Below are 17,038 nucleotides of genomic sequence, written 5' to 3'. Positions count from 1 at the left end.
GGCGCTTCCGCTGTTTATCCGCCGTCATGCAGTCAATTGTCGCGCCCAAAGTGTGATATGCTGACGCCCTGATTTTGTCTGTTCCGCCGGAGTTTCTGTGACGTTTGCCCTGCGCCCTTATCAGCAGGAGGCTGTTGATGCCACCCTGCTCTATTTCCGCAAACATACCACGCCTGCAGTGATTGTTCTGCCTACCGGGGCGGGAAAAAGCCTGGTGATCGCCGAACTGGCGCGGCTGGCACACGGCCGTGTGCTGGTGCTGGCGCATGTCAAAGAGCTGGTAGAGCAGAATCACAGTAAATATCAGGCTTACGGGTTAGATGCCGGTATCTATTCCGCCGGATTATCGCAAAAAGAGTCTTCACAAAAAGTCATTTTCGGCAGCGTGCAGTCTGTCGCCCGTAATACAGCGGACTTTGACGGCAAATTTTCCCTGCTGATTATTGATGAGTGCCATCGTATCAGCCTCAGCGAAGACAGTCAGTATCAGCAGGTGATACAGCATCTGCAGAAAAATAACCCGGCCCTGCGCATTCTCGGCCTGACAGCCACGCCGTACCGGCTGGGCAGCGGCTGGATCTATCAGTATCACTATCATGGCATGATCCGCGGCGATCATGAATGCTTCTTCCGCGATTGTATCTATGAACTGCCGCTGCGTTATATGGTCAACCATCAGTATCTGGTGCCGCCGCAGCGGCTGGATATGCCGGTGCTGCAATATGATTTCTCACAGGTACCGGTCAGCGCCGCCGGGATGTTTGACACGCAGGTGCTGGCGCGGGAAGTGAAAAAACAAAAGCGGATCACACCGCGTATTGTCCGCCAGATTATTGAGTATGCCGCGCCCCGTCAGGGTTGCATGATATTTGCCGCCACTGTGGAACATGCGGCTGAAATTGTATCACTGCTGCCGCCGGGCGAAGCGGCACTGGTCAGTGCGGATACCCCGTCCGCAGAGCGGGAAACGATTATCCGGAATTTCAAAGCGCGGGAGCTGCATTATCTGGTCAACGTTTCCGTGCTCACCACCGGGTTTGATGCCCCGCATGTGGATGTGATTGCCATTCTGCGCCCGACAGAGTCAGTCAGCCTCTACCAGCAAATTGCCGGCCGCGGGCTGCGCCTGTCTCCCGGAAAAACGGAGTGTCTGATCCTCGATTACGCCGGAAACCCGCACGACCTTTATATGCCGGAAGTCGGTAATCACAAACCCAACAGCAAAAGCCAGCCGGTGCAGGTATTCTGCCCGTTATGCGGTTTTGCCAATCTGTTCTGGGGATTATGTACCGACGACGGGCATATCATCGAGCACTATGGCCGCCGCTGTCAGGGAATTATTGATGCGGATGATGAATCTGCCCGTCATCAGTGTGATTTCCGTTTCCGCTTTAAACTCTGCCCGTCCTGTAACGGGGAAAATGATATTGCCGCACGGCGCTGCTGCCACTGTGATGAAGTCCTCAGTGACCCGGACGACATGCTGAAAGCCGCACTGCGCCTGAAAGATGCTCTGGTGCTGCGCTGCGGCGGTATGGCGCTTTCTGCCGGACAGGATAACCGCGGTGAATGGCTGACCATCAATTATTACGACGAAGACGGCACCACTGTCAGCGAACGTTTCCGCCTGACCACCCCGGCACAGCGTTTTGTCTTTGAAAAACAGTTTCTGGCACAGCATCTGCGCGCACCCGGTGTGCCCTTTCAGTGGCAGGATGCAGAATCCGTGATCCGTCAGCAGGTACTGCTTCGTTACCCGGATTTTGTTGTCTCACGCAAAAAAGAGAACTACTGGCAAATCCGCGAAAAAATCTTTGATTATCAGGGGCGATTCCGCAAATCTGACAGTCTGGCATAACCCTGAGTGCTGCTTTTTTGGTTTTATACCGGGTTTCGTTTGCCGTTTGTCCGCATTTTCGGTAAAATGCACGCCGCTTCACCACGGGTAACCCTGCTGAAGCCAAATACCGACTTTGCTGCTGGGTCGCCTGTAGCAAAGATTTTTTTTACTCTTGTTAAAGAGAAAAGTTATGTTAACTATCAATGCTGAATTACGTAAAGAGCAGGGTAAGGGTGCGAGCCGCCGCCTGCGTCGCGCAAACAAGTTCCCTGCTATCGTTTATGGTGGCAACCAGGAACCTGTTTCCATCGAACTGGACCACGACGTCCTGATCAACCAGGAAGCTAAACCAGAATTTTACGAAGTTCTGAACCTGGTTATCGATGGTAAAGAAACCAAAGTGAAAGTACAGGCTGTACAGCGTCATCCGTTCAAGCCAAAACTGACACACATCGATTTCCTGCGCGCTTAATTACGCCACCTATCGAGCTTTAATCGGGACGCCGAGTAAATAACGCCGCTTTTGCGGCGTTATTTATTTCTGCTCTCACTATCCTTTATTACCACGGCGCTGTAACTGATCCCGCAGATTCGGCGGTGTCCCTTTTATCGTCAGGGTATCCGTGGCCGCATCCCAGAAAATCCGCTCCCCCAGTAACATCGCATCAAAATTAATGGTCAGCCCACCGCCGCTGCCGGCAAATTTTGTCAGCTGACGTAATGTGCTGCGGTCCGCCGGGAAAGAATCCTCCAGTCCGTACTCTTTTTCCTGAGTAAACTGCGCAAAGCTCTGCTCACCCAGCGGCGGCAGTTCCGCAGACAGCTCTGTCAGCTGAATCTCTTCACCGCTCTGTAATTGCTCTGTGCAGTAATCAAACACCTGTTTGCGGTAAGACTGGCGCTCCTGTTTGTCCGCCTGAGCCTCCTCGCAGTAATCGTCCAGTGCCTGTAACAGGCCTTTGTTCTGGATTTTGGCATTAAAGCCTTCAGCGGCACCGAGGAAATCCATAAAGAAATCGGAGACTTTGCGACCGACACGGCCTTTGAGGAAGGTCAGGTAACGGCTGGATTCCGGATTGGTTTCCCATTCGGTCAGGTCAATACGGGCGATAATATCCGCATGCGGAATATCCAGATAATGGGTGCTGTTAAGCTCCAGGCTCTCGTTGACCAGCATGCTCTGGCAGCTGTCGAGTACCGCCACCAGCAGATACTCCACCGCCAGATAGCGGTAATGGGCAAATAACACCACGCCGCCCTGGGCAAACGGGTATTTTGCCAGCTCATCCTTCAGGCGGACGGTTGCCGCACGGGTGAAGGCGTGAAACTCTTCCTCGCCCTGCCGCTGCAGACGCAGTGCTTCTGACAGTTCACTCTCTTCATTAAACACACCGTACGCTTTGCTTTTCGCGCTGTAGACCCGGTGCAGTTCAGCCATCATTTCCTCAACAATGGCGGTTTTTTCCAGTGGTGTGTCCCGCAGCACTACTTCCAGTGTCTGTTCGTCGCGTTTAATCAATTGATGCAACGCAATCTGAATGATATCCAGACTCATCTTTTACTCCTTCGGCCTCGTTTGCGCGTATTCAAACACCGTTGTAATCTGTGCGCAAGTCACAATCACAGGAGAATGTGACAAGACAGGATAATCAGCGGCGTGCATACTGAAAATGGCGTATTCCCTGCGTAACCGGATCCATAATTGAAATAATTTTCCGCAAAAAGCAGAAATACGGCCGCTCATCAGTTATGATATAGAGCTTTGTACAATCAGGATATCTACGTTTATGCCGCAATCATCCCGCTACAGTGATGAACACGTTGAAAAGTTACTGGCTGAGCTGGTCAGTGTGCTGGAAAAAAACCGGACACCGACCGACCTTTCTCTTATGGTGTTAGGAAATATGGTGACCAATCTCATCAATACCAGTGTAGCGCCGTCACAACGCGCTCATATTGCTGAATCCTTCGCCCGCGCCCTGCAATCTTCCGTCAGTGAAGATAAAGCGCACTGACCGCATTCCGGCTGACGACGAAATTCTATGGTAACGTATCGTCCGAAATACGGTGACAAAGTTTCCCAGATGATTAGCTGGGGACACTGGTTCACCCTGTTTAATATCCTGCTGAGTCTTGCACTCAGCAGCCGTTACCTGTTTATTTCTGACTGGCCGGACACGCTGATTGGCCGCATTTACGCCATCACCAGCTGGCTGGGACATTTCAGTTTCCTGGCATTCGCCCTCTATCTGCTGATTGTGTTCCCGCTCACCTTTGTGGTGATGTCACAACGGCTTCTGCGCTTTTTATCCGCTGCCCTCGGTACGGCCGGGCTGACACTGCTGCTGTTTGATATCGGCATCTATGAACAGTTCCGCCTGCATTTAAATCCGGTGGTGTGGGATTTAGTCGTGAACCCTGAACAGGGGGAAATGGCGCGGCGCTGGCAGTTTATCTTTATTGCGATCCCGGTTATCTTCCTGATCGAAATGCTGTTCGGCACCTGGAGCTGGCAAAAACTGCGCAGCCTGAACCGGCAAAAATTCGGTAAACCTGTTGCGGTGGTATTTATCACCGCCTTTATTACCTCTCATATTATGTATATCTGGGCGGATGCCAATTTCTACCGCCCGGTGACGATGCAGCGCTATAACCTGCCGGTCTCTTACCCGATGACCGCCCGCAAATTCCTGGAGCGTCACGGCCTGCTCGACAGCACCAGTTATGAGCAGCAACTGCTTCTGCACGGCGACCCGACCGCCCAGGGTGTTGAGTACCCGATCAACAAACTGACCTATGCAGACAATGGCAGCGGCTACAATTTGCTGCTTATCACCCTCACCTCACTGAGCCGGGAAGATATTGATAAGGCAATGCCGAACCTGAACCGGTTTGCAGAGGAAAGCACGCAATTCACACAGCACTACAGCAGTGAAATTAATCCGGAACGGGCACAGTTCGGGCTCTATTACGGCATCTCAGGTACCTATTATGACGGTATTCTCAACGGACGCATTCCGTCCGCACTGATGACGGCGCTGAGTGCACAGAATTATCAGTCAGGGTTCTTCTCCACAGAACACTTTGCCTCCCCGCTCTTCCGCTATGCCCTGCTGGCGGATTACAGCCTGCCGCCGCTGCGTGACGGACAGGACAATAACAGAACAGCTACCGCCTCTGCGGATGTGGCAGATCGCTGGTCACTCTGGCTGAAACAGACCCGCAAAGATCAGCCGTGGTTTGCACTAATTAACCTCAGCACACCATTACCGGATGGTCATTCCGCCCCGGATATGACAGATATTGATAACACGCTGGGCACACTGATTCAGGATATCCGTGCGCGCGGTGAGTGGGATAAAACAGTGATTGTCATCACCGCCGGTGCTGGTCACAGCATGACCAAATTACAGGATAACTGGGTCACCGACGGCAAATTTAACCGCGACCAGTTACGCGTGCCGTTGATTATTCACTGGCCGGATACCCCGGCACAAACCATCAGCAAACTGACCGCACATCCGGATATTATGGCTACCCTGATGCAGAGACTGCTGCACGTCAGCAATCCGCCGGGAGAATACACTCAGGGTGATGATCTGTTCACTACCACGCGGCGTAAACCTCGGATATTCACCGGCGATAACAGCAATCTGGTCATTATCAAGCCGGATTCCGCATCACTGCTGACCGCTCAGGGTAAATACCAGCGCTTTGATGAGAATAATGAGAAGATCCGCAACGCCAAGCCGGATATGGCGGAATTACTCCAGGTTCTGACAGAGCAGAAACGCTTTATCGATACCCACTGAGCCCGGGATAAAAAAAGCGCAACTGATACAGTAGCGTCTTGCTTTAACCAAACAAAACAGTAGTATAGATAACATTCGGCATGTAGCGCAGCCTGGTAGCGCACCGTCATGGGGTGTCGGGGGTCGCAGGTTCAAATCCTGTCATGCCGACCATTGTTTTTATAAGAAAACCAACCTGTTAGGGTTGGTTTTTTTGTGCCTGTAATCCACAAGCCATCACACCTTAAGCATTTTCACCGTTTCATCGATATCGATTTCATCTTCTGAGAAAATCAGGGTAGTGCCGTGCTGTGTGGTGATCGCCAGTTTTCTGAGTGTGCGCATTTCGGCCGGACCGGCGGATTTTGGTTTGATGTTGTTCATCAGCACGCCGACAGACAGTACCGCGTTCTCTTTATCAATCCCGGTATCTGCCGCTTCTTCCTCACTGTAAACCACGAAGGACTTAATGGCCGTCAGCTTAATACGCTCACCGGCGATGAAAACATATTTACTTTCCGGCACCACTTTTACCGCATAGGCTGACAACCCTTTATTATTGGTGCCGGGCTCAAATGTCACGGCGGCATTTTTCTTAATCAGGTCAGGATTGGCGACCTTAACCACATGAAAATAACGGTTATCCCCGTTCTCATCTTTGATAAACCCAAAACCTTTATCTTCAAACCATGTTGTGATTGTTCCGTTCATCGCCGTTACCACCTGCTTAATCATCTGTTGCTGAGTCATTACAGCGCGCAGTATAAAGGACAATGCCCGCGCAGACCACGCCTTTGGCTGAGATCCGGCGTAATCTTCAGGCACCCTCTTACCTGCCAACCGAAATTCCGGTTAAATAATAGCCTGACACCATAATTTACTGTTATCATCAAAATATGATTAGATATTAATATTATTAACTAACTATATTCCGGTAATCGAGATGTCCTGCAAACGTAAAATTCCGCTCGGAGAAAACGTGCTGGATGCAGCACAAAAGCGGATTGAATGGCTGTTTGATACTTTTGAACAAATCACCCTTTCCTTTTCCGGCGGCAAAGACTCCACCGTTCTTTTTCATCTGGTTGCAGCAGAGGCCAGAAGACGGCACCGGAAATTCAATGTCATGTTTCTCGACTGGGAAGTACAGTATTCCGCTACTATCAGCCATGTTGCTGCCATGAAATCACTCTATGCCGACTGTACTCAGCGGTTTTACTGGATAGCGCTGCCTGTCACCACCGAAAGTGGTATTTCCCAGTATGAACCGGCCTGGACGGCCTGGGAACCCGGTAAAAAATGGGTCCGGCAACCACCGGAAGATGCCATTACTGACCCTGATTTCTTTCCCTTCTATCATCCGGGGATTATTTTTGAAGATTTTACTCCCTCATTTAATCAGTGGATCACCGGAGATCATCACAGCTCTGTCATACTGCTGGGGATCCGCGCCGATGAATCATTAAACCGGTTTCTCGCCATCAGTAATAACCGGAAACTGCGTTATGCCGATGATATCCCGTGGACAACCGCATCACCGGAAGGATTCTATTATATGGGTTACCCGATTTATGACTGGCATGTGAAAGATATCTGGACTTATATTTCCCGCAGCAGACTTCCTTACAATACGATTTATGATCTGATGCATCAGGCCGGTGTCAGTCTCAGTAAAATGCGGATCTGTGAACCCTTCGGCCCGGAACAGCGCAGAGGGTTGTGGCTGTATCATGTCCTGGAGCCGGAAACATGGAGCCTTGCCTGTGCGCGGGTCAGTGGTGCGGATGCCGGTATGTTGTACACACGACCCGGAAATAAAGCCGGTTTTTTCGGTTCCCGCCAAATCAGCAAGCCTGCCGGTCATACCTGGAAATCCTACGCCCGTTTTTTACTGGCCAGCCTGCCGGAAAAAACCGCAGAACACTACCGGAACAAAATTGCGGTCTATCTGCACTGGTATGCAGAGCGGGATTATCCGGACGGGATCCCGGATGAACAATCCGGTGATACAGGCAGTAAAGATATTCCGTCCTGGCGACGGATCTGCAAAACCCTTTTACGTAATGATTTCTGGTGCCGCTCACTGGCATTCAGCCCGACCAAATCTCATTGCTACGACAAGTATTGCAGGCGCATACAGGCAAAACGCAAAGACTGGCAACTGATATAGCAGACGGATAACATAAATATGAAAACAGTACTCTCTTTACTGGAAAACTATCTGAACGGACTGGATAATGAAGAACAAACAATTGAGGCACTCAACCGGATAAAACTTTTTTTACATCAGCGCAGTCCGTTTAAAGATGAACCGGTCGATTGTGTGCTGTGGGTAAAGCGGGCACAGGTGACCGCAAATGATTATAATCCGAACGTGATGTCACCCTCGGAGAAAAAATTGCTGGAAACGTCTCTGACCAAAGACGGTTATACCCAGCCGGTTGTTGTGCTGCCATCTCCGCACGACCGCTCAGACTTGCAGGTGGTTGATGGCTATCATCGTTATTTATTAAGCCGGAAAAATGCACTGAAAAAACGACTTAACGGATACCTGCCGGTAACGCTGCTCGATACGGAAAATCACGGAGTTGCTGAACAGATGGCCGTTACTATCCGCCATAACCGGGCCCGCGGACAGCATCAGGTTACCGCGATGTCAGATATTGTCCGGGACTTATCACGACTGGGCTGGAGCGATGAAAGAATCGGAGAGGAACTGGGAATGTCGCCGGATGAAGTATTACGGCTTAAGCAAATCAGCGGTCTGGCTGAACTATTTTCTGAGCGGGAATTTTCTGAAGCCTGGACAGTAAAATAAATCATTCCGCTGTTATCCGGTCCGGATGCGGTTTACCGGGATATCTGCGGATAAAAAAACAGATTATGGCAATATAGTTACCCCCTGCTGACGGAGATCATTTTGCTGAGATATTCCCTGCTTTTGCTTTTAATAACGATGTCTGCCGCACAGGCAAAAATTGATATTACAGCTATCGGACAGTGTAAATACAGCGGGCAGTTAACCCCTGAAGATATTGCCGGACAGCCCGGCGACGGTGAAATTCATCTTATTTACCGGACAGACACCACGGGAAGAGCCTATCCGGTAAAAATAACCAAAAATACAGAAAACACACTGACAAATTTACGCCCCGTAATCTGATGGTTTAATATTTATCTGCATCACCCGGGTGCCGTCCGAAAAATAGTTATGCTGTAACCCCGACGGGAACGCCAGTTGCCATAACCGCATGATGGCCGAGTCCTGACAATATTTCCCTGTCAGAATGCCCTGCATTTTATTTACCGATTTTTCTTCTCTGAATAATTCCGGCGGCAGACCAGTAACCTGATAATTCAGGATAATCACGTTATCTTTCCGGGTGACTTCCGTCAGAACGGTGAAAGGATCAACCCGGTGCGGTAGCAGCTGACTCTCATTTTTAATGATCATCGCTGAAGTGTGTCGTACTCTTCCGGTGATTTTGTCCCTGTCAAAAATACATATCAAATAACATTTTGGTGCTGATCCCGGCAGAGACCAGAATAATCATCGGTTTTATGACTTTCAGCCCGGAGCTCAGTACCACACCGGCCCCCAGCCGCGCCCCGATAGCTTGTCCGGCAAACATCAGTAATCCCAGCGACCACATCATTTTACCGCCTGCGATAAAAAAGATAACGGACGAGGTATTGGAGGCCAGGTTCAGGAAATTGGAGTGAATTTGTGCTTTATCTATCCGGTATCCTAACAGCAGCATATAACTGATGGTATAAAATGTCCCGGCACCGGCACCTAAGAATCCGTCATAAAACCCGACACCGCCGCCGCAGATAAATGAAAACAGGAAAAAAGAAACACGCTGTTTTTCTTTGGATTTAGTGATATCGGGTGCAAAAATAAAGTACAGCGTGACACTGATAATTAATCCCGGCAGTAATTTTTTCAGAAAAGTCGGATCAATAAACTGCACAAAAATCGTGCCGGATGCGGCACCGAAGAATGTCGCAATAAATACCCATTTATTATTCTTTAAATCAATCCGCCCCTGACGCAAGAAATAAATACCGGATGTTAATGAACTGCCCAGTGCCTGCATCTTATTTGTTGCCAGTGCGTTAGCAGGCGGTAACCCGGAAATCAGCAGTGCGGTAATCGACAGAAAACCACCACCGCCTGACACCACGTTGATAAATCCGGCGGCCACGGCGACAAAAAACATGACAATAAGAAATGTTATGCTCATGGAAAGACACTTTAAATGGCAGGGATATTCAGTATATAAAAAGCACGCATCCGAAAAAGTGATGCCGCCCCTGCTGCCGGATATTTGGTATAATAAAATGTCATCTTTCTGAACAGGATACTGGTATGTTGCGCTATGGTATTCGCATTACTCATATTTTCCGGCACGCCTTTCACTCGCGTCCGCGTTTTATTATCTCTCTGATGGTCGCGTTTGTGACTTTTTTTGCTCTGCTGCCCGTACAGAGTGCACTGATGTGCCTGATCCTCAGCTGGAATGCCTTCTCCTGGGTGTATTTGCTGTTTCTTTTTGAGCGGATCATTAATAAGAAAGTAAAAGATATCCGTAAACTGACTAAAATTGAGGATGAAAGCGCCCGCATGGTGATGTTTTTCCTGCTGGCCGGGTGTTGTGTCAGTTTACTGGTGCTCTTTTTTGCCCTCGGCGGGCACGGTAATCTGACAGGTAATGATAAAGCTTTCCAATATATTCTGACCGCATCCACATTAGTGTCTTCCTGGCTGTTATTACCGGCCGGATTTACCATGCACTATGCGCACCTTTATTACACCAACCCGCAACAGGAAAAACCGTGGTTATTATTTCCGGACAGACCGGCTGAACCTGCTTACTCTGATTTTATGTATTTCTCATTTACGATTGCCGTCGCCTCACAGACTGCCGATGTCGAAATCGCGTCCTCCCCGATGCGCCGCGCGGTATTAATGCAATCCGTCGTCTCTTTTGTTTTTAATATGGCGATACTGGGATTATGTATTAATATCTCCGCCGGTTTATTTTAAACGGAGTGGCGGATGGAAACATTACTGACACACTGGATTACAGAATACGGCTATTGGGCAACCTTTTTCGGTACCATGATCGAAGGGGAAACCGCTGCATTTTTGTCCGGCATTGCTGCACACCATCAGTTATTATCCTATCCGAAAGTGATGCTGGTGGCCGCACTGGGCGGAATTATCAGTGACAATGTTCTGTTTTTTACCGGTTATTTTGCCGGAAACCGGATCCTTCCCCGCATTCATAAACATGCGGATAAAATAGCCCGTCTGCAACGGATAATTCACCGCCGTGAAAGCCTGATTATTATCGGAATACGTTTCGCTTACGGATTAAGGACTATCGGCCCCGTTATTATCGGCGCCGCCGGTATTAATCCGCTGAAATTTTTTGTGCTGAATATTCTCGGCGGAGCACTATGGGGAAGCGTTATTGTCTCTGCGGGGTATTTTATCAGCGCGGCAATCCTTGCCCTGCCGCTGCATACTTACCTTGCCTGGTTCCTTATCCTCGCGGCGGTTGCCGGTCTGTTTGTGCTGATAAGAAAGCATAAATTCACGCTGTAAACTGCGGAACAAACCCGCCCGTCAGCCACTATTCCGGCTTGCGGGCGCTGAGCAGAAAGATCATCGGCCGTTCTTTTTCTTCATCCAGTGCCGGGTTGGCGGCAATCTGTGCCGCTGACGGTCCCCACTCATTCATGGCGGTGATTTCAAAACCGGCTGTAATCAGTGCATTTATCCAGGTGGATAATTTCCGGTGCTGCTTTTCCACACCGTCGGCAAACCAGTTGCTGATCCTGACGCCTTCCTGCTGATACTGATTGACCGGCCAGGCTTTATTACCTGCACTATCCGTACACCAGTTCTGAATGACGGGAGCTGTGTAGATCGGGTGTTCTGCGGAAAAAATCAGACTGCCGCCCGCGACCAGCGCCTGAAACAGCGTGGCAAACAGTGCCGGGATATCACGCAGATAATGCAGTGCCAGTGAGCTGTAAATCACATCACTTTGTGCCGCCGGTAATTGCAGTGTCTCGAGATCAGCACGCAGCCAGGTAATATCCGGATCCGTGGTCATCGATGCGGCTTTCGCCAGCATTTTCTCAGACAGATCAAAACCGGTCACCCGGTCAGCACCCTGCTCTTTTGCCCAGCGGCAAAACCAGCCATATCCGCACCCCAGGTCGATCACTGACTTCCCGGCCAGTGACGGCAGCAATGTCTGCATGGCAGTCCACTCCGGCGCGCCGTCCAGTCCTTCTGCTGAGCGGGGCAGCGTGGCATAACCGGCAAAGAAATCAGGATTATCATAAATATTCTGAGACATAACTTACTCCTTAAATAACGAGCAAATTATATTCATAGTTTGCCGGTTTCCGCCACGATTCTGTTCTGCAGGCATAAAAAAACCTCACCGGAGTGAGGTTTTTAAAATCTGTTACTGACAGCGGTGATTACAGAGCAACCACGTTAGCTGCAGCCGGGCCTTTCATACCATTTTCGATGGTGAAAGAAACCTGCTGGCCTTCTGCCAGAGATTTGAAGCTGTCGCTCTGGATTGCAGAGAAGTGAACGAACACGTCTTTGCTGCCGTCAGCAGGAGTGATAAAGCCAAAACCTTTATCATCGTTAAACCATTTTACAGTACCGGTAATTGTTGCGGACATATGAATTTCCTTTAAATTGATTTTGTTGCCATAAGGCATATAAGCGGTTTGATTACGTTTTTACTTATGGGAACTATCAGAAGGAATTCGCTATGAAGTGGTATCTTGGATAACGCTTGACGGAGAACAACTTAAAATCGGACTGACATAAATAGGTCTGTACTTCCAAACCAATGCCAATATTAAGCCATATATTTTGTTATCCGGCAAGCTCTTTTTGATTCACCTCAAACTACCACACCGGCAAATGGTATCAGTTTGCCAGCCCCATATAGCCGTGGATCCCCATATAAAGCCCGACCAGCGCTATCAGCGCCGCCGAAAAGTACGGTGCTTTTTTGGCAATATCACCCAGCCCCTGCCAGCGGCGGCTGACCTGGCGCAACCCCACCGCGGTTACCACACCGACTGTGACCAGTGTCAGTGCCAACCCGATACTGAAACTGAGCACCATGGTTGCCCCCAGGGTAAAAGCTTTCAGCTGCAGACAGATAAGCAAAACAGTAATCGCAGCCGGACACGGAATTAACCCGCCGGTCAGGCCGAACAGTAACACCTGGCTGTTGGTGGCTTTGCCGCCGGTAAACCGGGTTTTGATTTCATGCGCATGTGCTCTGGCATGCGCATCCTGATATTCGTCATCATGGTGATCATGGTGATGCTCTGCATGATGGTGATGATGATCGTGGTCATGTTCATGGCTGTGATGATGATCATGCTCATGATGATGGTCACTGTGTGTATGGCTTTCCTGCTGCATTTCTGTCAGCCAATTTTTTTCACCGCGGTATGTCCGCATAAACATCCAGAACGCGGTTGCCAGAATAATCACCGCCGACACCATTTGTAACCACGGCTCTACGGCTTCCGGCGTGAACCGGGTACTGATATACATCCCCCCGAGGGCAATCAGCCAGACTATCAGAGTATGCGACAACGTCGCCGCCAGTCCCAGCATTACTGCCTGTCTGACCGTCCCTTTCACCGCAATAATAAAAGCCGCCATCATGGTTTTTGAGTGACCCGGCTCCAGGCCGTGCAGCGCACCCAGTGCAATCGCGCCCGGGATAAAAAACCAGGCATTTCCCTGCTGCAGTAAAGAGGCAAAATCGGTCATGACGTGTGATCCCTGTTTTCAGAATGAAGAAAGCGTGAATTGAGTATACTCCCCCCCAGTATAATTACACTACCTCTTTGTATCACGAAGATGCTACTATTTTGCCCGTCACTTTCTTTTCACCTTATTTCACGGGGTTGCCATGTCACATACCATCAGGGACAGACAGAAACTTCAGAACCGCGCCAGTAAAATTCAGGGGCAGGTCAACTCACTGAAAAAAATGCTCGATGAACCGCATGAGTGCTCCGCCGTGCTGCAACAGATTGCGGCTATCCGTGGCGCGGTAAACGGGTTAATGCGGGAAGTGATTAAGGGTCACCTGATTGAACACGTAGTTCATGAGGAAGATGAGGAAAAACGTCAGGGTGATCTGGATATTGTCCTGAAGGTGCTGGATTCTTATATTAAGTAAAGAAAAATTAAGCCGGTGTTGTAAAAATCTCCGACGCCGGTCCTGTAAGTGTTGAATATCCTTTTCTGATATAAAAATATTCCCCCTGTATATCTCAGAAACTCACTGAGCCCCCTTTTATTCAGCTCCTGCAACAGAGACTGAAAATAAAGAATGCTGTTAATAATCAGTTAATTTACAGCGTCTGAAATAATCTATGATAAAACGACATTTTCTTTTATTTCACTGCTGAAAAGGCTGTTATGACTATAAAACGGATTAATCCGCCCTCACTGTTTAATTCCCTGCAATACGGTTTCAGTCAGGCCACAGAAACAACCGGCACCCGGCAGTTATTTCTGTCAGGACAGGTCGGCGTCGATCATAATGAAGTGACAGTCGCAGGCGGTATGCGGGAACAAGCCGCACAATCGGTGGACAATATCGCCCGTGCCCTCGCGGCAGCCGGCGGTTCTCTGTCTGATGTGGTTATGCTGCGGATTTATATCCGTGCCGGTGCGGATTCACACGATGAACAAATGGCAATTGCGGATGTGCTGAAAGAAAAATTTGCAGATGATGCCCCTGCCTCATCATGGATTATTGTCAGCGGATTATCGCTGCCGGAATGGCTGATTGAAATCGAAGCTCACGCCGTGCTGCCGTAACCGGAAGGCGCTGTACAGCGCCTGATTTGCGTGATATTGATTACGTGAATATAAAAAATAAAATAAAAATACTGAGAATGTCACCATGCAAGCCGCCACCCGTTCCACCATTGCACTGCTCGCTTCCTCATTCTTAATTACTATCGGACGGGGTGCCACTATCCCGTTTATGGCGATTTATCTCAGCCGTCAGTATGACATGGCGGTGGATCAGGTCGGGGTGGCACTGACGGTCGCACTGACAACCGGCGTGTTATTCAGCCTCGGCTTCGGCATCATTGCGGATAAATTTGATAAAAAACGCTACATGCTGATGGCAATTCTGGTTTATATCGCCGGATTTATCGCTATTCCGCTGACTCATAATATCGCGCTCGTCGTTGTCTTCTTTTCACTCATTAACTGCGCCTACTCCGTTTTTGCTACGGTGCTGAAAGCCTATTTCGCCGATACACTGCCACCGGCGCGCAAAACCAAAGTCTTTTCCCTGAACTATACCTTCGTCAATATGGGCTGGACTGTCGGGCCGCCGATTGGTACCGGCCTGCTGATGTACAGCGCGGATCTGCCGTTCTGGCTGGCGGCCTGCACCGCCTCATTCCCGATATTCTTTATTCAGCGTTTTGTCCGCAGCGTGCCGCCTTCTGCCTCCGGCAGCAACAGTACCACCTGGCAGCCTTCTGTCATGCTGCATGATAAAGCCCTGCTCTGGTTCACATTATCCGCCTTTCTGGGATCGCTGGTGTTTGGTTCGTTTTCCGCCTGTATTTCCCAGTATGTCCTGACGGTGGCAGATACCACACTGGCAGAAAAAGTGATTGGTGTGGTACTGCCGGTCAATGCTGCAGTAGTGGTTTCACTGCAATATATGGTCGGCCGCCGGATCAGCACAGACAATCTGCAAAAGCTGATGACTCTCGGTACACTCTTTTTTATGGCCGGACTGGCCGGATTTATGATGTCAGGCAGCAATCTTGTGTTCTGGGGAATAGCCGCCTTTGTTTTTACCCTCGGTGAACTGATTTATGCGCCGGGTGAATATATGCTGATCGACAACATTGCGCCGGACGGCATGAAATCCAGCTACTTTTCCGCTCAATCCCTCGGCTGGCTCGGCGGTGCCTTTAACCCGCTGATGACCGGCGGTGTGCTGACCTATTTCCCGCCAAATACCCTGTGGCTGCTGCTGATTGGTGTTTCCGCCTGCGCCTGGCTGTGTATGATGCGCGGCCTGAAGATCAGCAGAAACAGGCTCATTCATCAGTGAATATTTGATTCACTTATCATTAATTAATAATACTTCATATTCCGATACGGTAATTTTCTGCTGCTGAGCTACCCTCCCTCTATTGTTTAGTTTTATTTAACATAGAGAGTGCTGTATGCCGCATCAGGCACTCTGACCAGCCCTGTTATTCATGTCAGAAAGGAGTTACCGCTATGTCTTATACTGAACCGGATTTGATGAGTCCGGCGGAAGAGCAATCTGTCATCCGTATCCTGAATGTGACTCTCGGGCTGGCGCTGCCCGGTTGTCTGCGGGTTGCGGCAGAGCTGAATATTGCCGACCATCTGGCTGACGGGCCGCTCTCTGTTACCGCACTGGCAGAACGCACCGGCTCGGATCCGGATAACCTGCGCCGCATTCTGCGGATGCTGGCACTGAACGGTATTTTCACCGGTACGGATGATGACAGTTACCGGCTCTCTCCTGATGCGGAGTTTCTCCGCCGTGATCACCCCTGCTCACAGCGGGATGCCGTTCTGACACTGACCGATAATACTTACTGGTCAACCATTGGTCAGCTTAATGAATCCGTTCGCGGTGAACTGAACTTTAAAAAGCTGTTCGGTAAAACCTTCTACGAATATCAGGCCACCAAACCCAACCGCAACGACAGCTATAATTTTCCGTCCGGGATGTCCGCCCTGTCAGAGATGGAAAACTATTTTGTCACCCGGGCTTATAACTTCCCGTCATCGTGCCATATTGCCGATATCGGCGGCGGCGAAGGCTCACTGCTGCTGCGGATTTTGCGCAGCGACCCGACACTGACCGCCACCCTGTTCGACAGCCCGCATGTGATATCAGACAAATACCTGTCTCAGCTGGGTGACGATTCCCGCTGGTCGCTGGACGGCGGTGACTTCTTTAAATCCGTGCCGCAGGCGGATATGTATCTGCTGAAAAAAGTCATTTTTAATCAGGATGATGCCAACGCCCTCGCTGTACTGAAAAACTGCTGCAAGGCCATGAAACCGGACAGTAAACTGCTGATCATCGAATCCGTTGTGCATCCGGAAACCAATCCGGCGGCGCATTATGGTATGGGTATTCTCTGTATGGCGATTCTGCCCGGCGGCGGTGAGCGGACTATTCCGGAGTTTGAGGCTCTGCTGGCTGAAGCAGGACTGAAAATAAACCGCCTTATCCCGACTGAATGCTATATCTCTGTGCTTGAAGTGGTTGCGGCCTGATCTTTGATCCGGCACAGTGCGTTCCCGGACGTA

The 17,038-nt window shown here is 49.9% G+C and carries 19 protein-coding genes and 1 tRNA gene; 13 read left to right on the top strand and 7 right to left on the bottom strand.

Annotation, left to right across the window (positions count from 1 at the left end; genetic code table 11):
* Positions 1 to 97 precede the first annotated feature (97 nt).
* Positions 98 to 1,858 (top strand): DEAD/DEAH box helicase, encoded by a 1,761-nt coding sequence (locus X965_RS14700; protein ID WP_036418619.1) that lies wholly within the window; start codon positions 98 to 100, stop codon positions 1,856 to 1,858.
* Between the two features lie 172 nt (positions 1,859 to 2,030).
* On the top strand, positions 2,031 to 2,312 hold the full coding sequence (gene rplY / locus X965_RS14695; RefSeq protein ID WP_004238022.1) for a 50S ribosomal protein L25: 282 nt from the start codon (positions 2,031 to 2,033) through the stop codon (positions 2,310 to 2,312).
* Positions 2,313 to 2,390: 78 nt separating this feature from the next.
* On the opposite strand, the gene yejK is transcribed toward rplY, so the two are convergent.
* Positions 2,391 to 3,395, bottom strand: a complete 1,005-nt coding sequence (yejK, locus tag X965_RS14690; protein ID WP_004238021.1) for a nucleoid-associated protein YejK — start codon at positions 3,393 to 3,395, stop codon at positions 2,391 to 2,393.
* 232 nt (positions 3,396 to 3,627) lie between these two features.
* On the opposite strand from yejK, the gene X965_RS14685 reads away from it, so the two are divergent.
* From X965_RS14685 to X965_RS14675, 3 genes are all read left to right on the top strand, one after another.
* Positions 3,628 to 3,855 carry a YejL family protein gene (locus X965_RS14685; protein ID WP_004238019.1) on the top strand — a complete coding sequence of 76 codons (228 nt, stop codon included), beginning with the start codon at positions 3,628 to 3,630 and terminating at the stop codon, positions 3,853 to 3,855.
* A 27-nt stretch (positions 3,856 to 3,882) separates the two neighbouring features.
* A complete protein-coding gene (gene yejM, locus X965_RS14680; protein ID WP_036418618.1) occupies positions 3,883 to 5,652 on the top strand; it encodes an LPS biosynthesis-modulating metalloenzyme YejM in 1,770 nt (589 codons plus the stop codon).
* A 76-nt stretch (positions 5,653 to 5,728) separates the two neighbouring features.
* Positions 5,729 to 5,805, top strand: a tRNA-Pro gene (locus tag X965_RS14675).
* 63 nt (positions 5,806 to 5,868) lie between these two features.
* Here the strand turns inward: X965_RS14675 and X965_RS14670 are convergent.
* Positions 5,869 to 6,342, bottom strand: a complete 474-nt coding sequence (locus X965_RS14670) for a cold-shock protein (protein ID WP_032098716.1) — start codon at positions 6,340 to 6,342, stop codon at positions 5,869 to 5,871.
* A 232-nt stretch (positions 6,343 to 6,574) separates the two neighbouring features.
* Between X965_RS14670 and X965_RS14665 the strand changes: the two genes are divergently transcribed.
* On the top strand, positions 6,575 to 7,801 hold the full coding sequence (locus X965_RS14665; protein ID WP_032098699.1) for a phosphoadenosine phosphosulfate reductase: 1,227 nt from the start codon (positions 6,575 to 6,577) through the stop codon (positions 7,799 to 7,801).
* 18 nt (positions 7,802 to 7,819) lie between these two features.
* Complete coding sequence (locus tag X965_RS14660) at positions 7,820 to 8,449, top strand: ParB/RepB/Spo0J family partition protein (protein WP_004238015.1); 630 nt, start codon at positions 7,820 to 7,822, stop codon at positions 8,447 to 8,449.
* A gap of 327 nt (positions 8,450 to 8,776) precedes the next feature.
* Here the strand turns inward: X965_RS14660 and X965_RS14650 are convergent, their stop codons facing one another.
* Together X965_RS14650 and X965_RS14645 are read right to left on the bottom strand one after the other, a co-directional pair.
* Positions 8,777 to 9,001, bottom strand: a complete 225-nt coding sequence (locus tag X965_RS14650; RefSeq protein ID WP_036423234.1) for a hypothetical protein — start codon at positions 8,999 to 9,001, stop codon at positions 8,777 to 8,779.
* 124 nt (positions 9,002 to 9,125) lie between these two features.
* Positions 9,126 to 9,878 carry a TSUP family transporter gene (locus X965_RS14645; protein ID WP_015422839.1) on the bottom strand — a complete coding sequence of 251 codons (753 nt, stop codon included), beginning with the start codon at positions 9,876 to 9,878 and terminating at the stop codon, positions 9,126 to 9,128.
* Between the two features lie 125 nt (positions 9,879 to 10,003).
* On the opposite strand from X965_RS14645, the gene X965_RS14640 reads away from it, so the two are divergent.
* Together X965_RS14640 and X965_RS14635 are read left to right on the top strand one after the other, a co-directional pair.
* The gene (locus X965_RS14640) at positions 10,004 to 10,681 is read left to right on the top strand and encodes a DUF1345 domain-containing protein (RefSeq protein ID WP_024473462.1); all 678 of its coding nucleotides are present in this window, start codon (positions 10,004 to 10,006) and stop codon (positions 10,679 to 10,681) included.
* Positions 10,682 to 10,693: 12 nt separating this feature from the next.
* A complete protein-coding gene (locus tag X965_RS14635; protein ID WP_004238010.1) occupies positions 10,694 to 11,245 on the top strand; it encodes a DedA family protein in 552 nt (183 codons plus the stop codon).
* Positions 11,246 to 11,273: 28 nt separating this feature from the next.
* Here the strand turns inward: X965_RS14635 and X965_RS14630 are convergent, their stop codons facing one another.
* The 3 genes from X965_RS14630 to X965_RS14620 all read right to left on the bottom strand — a co-directional run bounded on the left by X965_RS14630 (position 11,274) and on the right by X965_RS14620 (position 13,465).
* Entirely contained in the window at positions 11,274 to 12,008 is a 735-nt protein-coding gene (locus X965_RS14630) for a bifunctional 2-polyprenyl-6-hydroxyphenol methylase/3-demethylubiquinol 3-O-methyltransferase UbiG (RefSeq protein ID WP_036418613.1), read from the bottom strand.
* A gap of 127 nt (positions 12,009 to 12,135) precedes the next feature.
* Positions 12,136 to 12,348, bottom strand: a complete 213-nt coding sequence (gene cspA, locus X965_RS14625) for an RNA chaperone/antiterminator CspA (RefSeq protein ID WP_004240684.1) — start codon at positions 12,346 to 12,348, stop codon at positions 12,136 to 12,138.
* A 253-nt stretch (positions 12,349 to 12,601) separates the two neighbouring features.
* Positions 12,602 to 13,465: a nickel/cobalt efflux transporter gene (locus X965_RS14620; RefSeq protein WP_036418611.1), complete on the bottom strand. Its 864-nt coding sequence runs from the start codon at positions 13,463 to 13,465 to the stop codon at positions 12,602 to 12,604.
* A gap of 142 nt (positions 13,466 to 13,607) precedes the next feature.
* Here X965_RS14620 and rcnR point away from each other — a divergent pair, with 142 nt between their 5' ends.
* The 4 genes from rcnR to X965_RS14600 all read left to right on the top strand — a co-directional run bounded on the left by rcnR (position 13,608) and on the right by X965_RS14600 (position 17,005).
* Positions 13,608 to 13,880: a Ni(II)/Co(II)-binding transcriptional repressor RcnR gene (gene rcnR / locus X965_RS14615; protein WP_004238006.1), complete on the top strand. Its 273-nt coding sequence runs from the start codon at positions 13,608 to 13,610 to the stop codon at positions 13,878 to 13,880.
* 242 nt (positions 13,881 to 14,122) lie between these two features.
* Positions 14,123 to 14,527, top strand: a complete 405-nt coding sequence (locus tag X965_RS14610; RefSeq protein ID WP_036418609.1) for a RidA family protein — start codon at positions 14,123 to 14,125, stop codon at positions 14,525 to 14,527.
* 85 nt (positions 14,528 to 14,612) lie between these two features.
* Positions 14,613 to 15,794, top strand: coding sequence for an efflux MFS transporter YdeE (gene ydeE / locus X965_RS14605; RefSeq protein ID WP_004238004.1), 1,182 nt, complete (start codon positions 14,613 to 14,615; stop codon positions 15,792 to 15,794).
* A gap of 173 nt (positions 15,795 to 15,967) precedes the next feature.
* On the top strand, positions 15,968 to 17,005 hold the full coding sequence (locus tag X965_RS14600) for a methyltransferase (RefSeq protein ID WP_036418608.1): 1,038 nt from the start codon (positions 15,968 to 15,970) through the stop codon (positions 17,003 to 17,005).
* Positions 17,006 to 17,038 lie beyond the last annotated feature (33 nt).

Source organism: Morganella sp. EGD-HP17 (assembly GCF_000512315.2).
Classification (GTDB): domain Bacteria; phylum Pseudomonadota; class Gammaproteobacteria; order Enterobacterales; family Enterobacteriaceae; genus Morganella; species Morganella morganii.
This window is presented reverse-complemented; position numbering and strand designations above follow the sequence as displayed.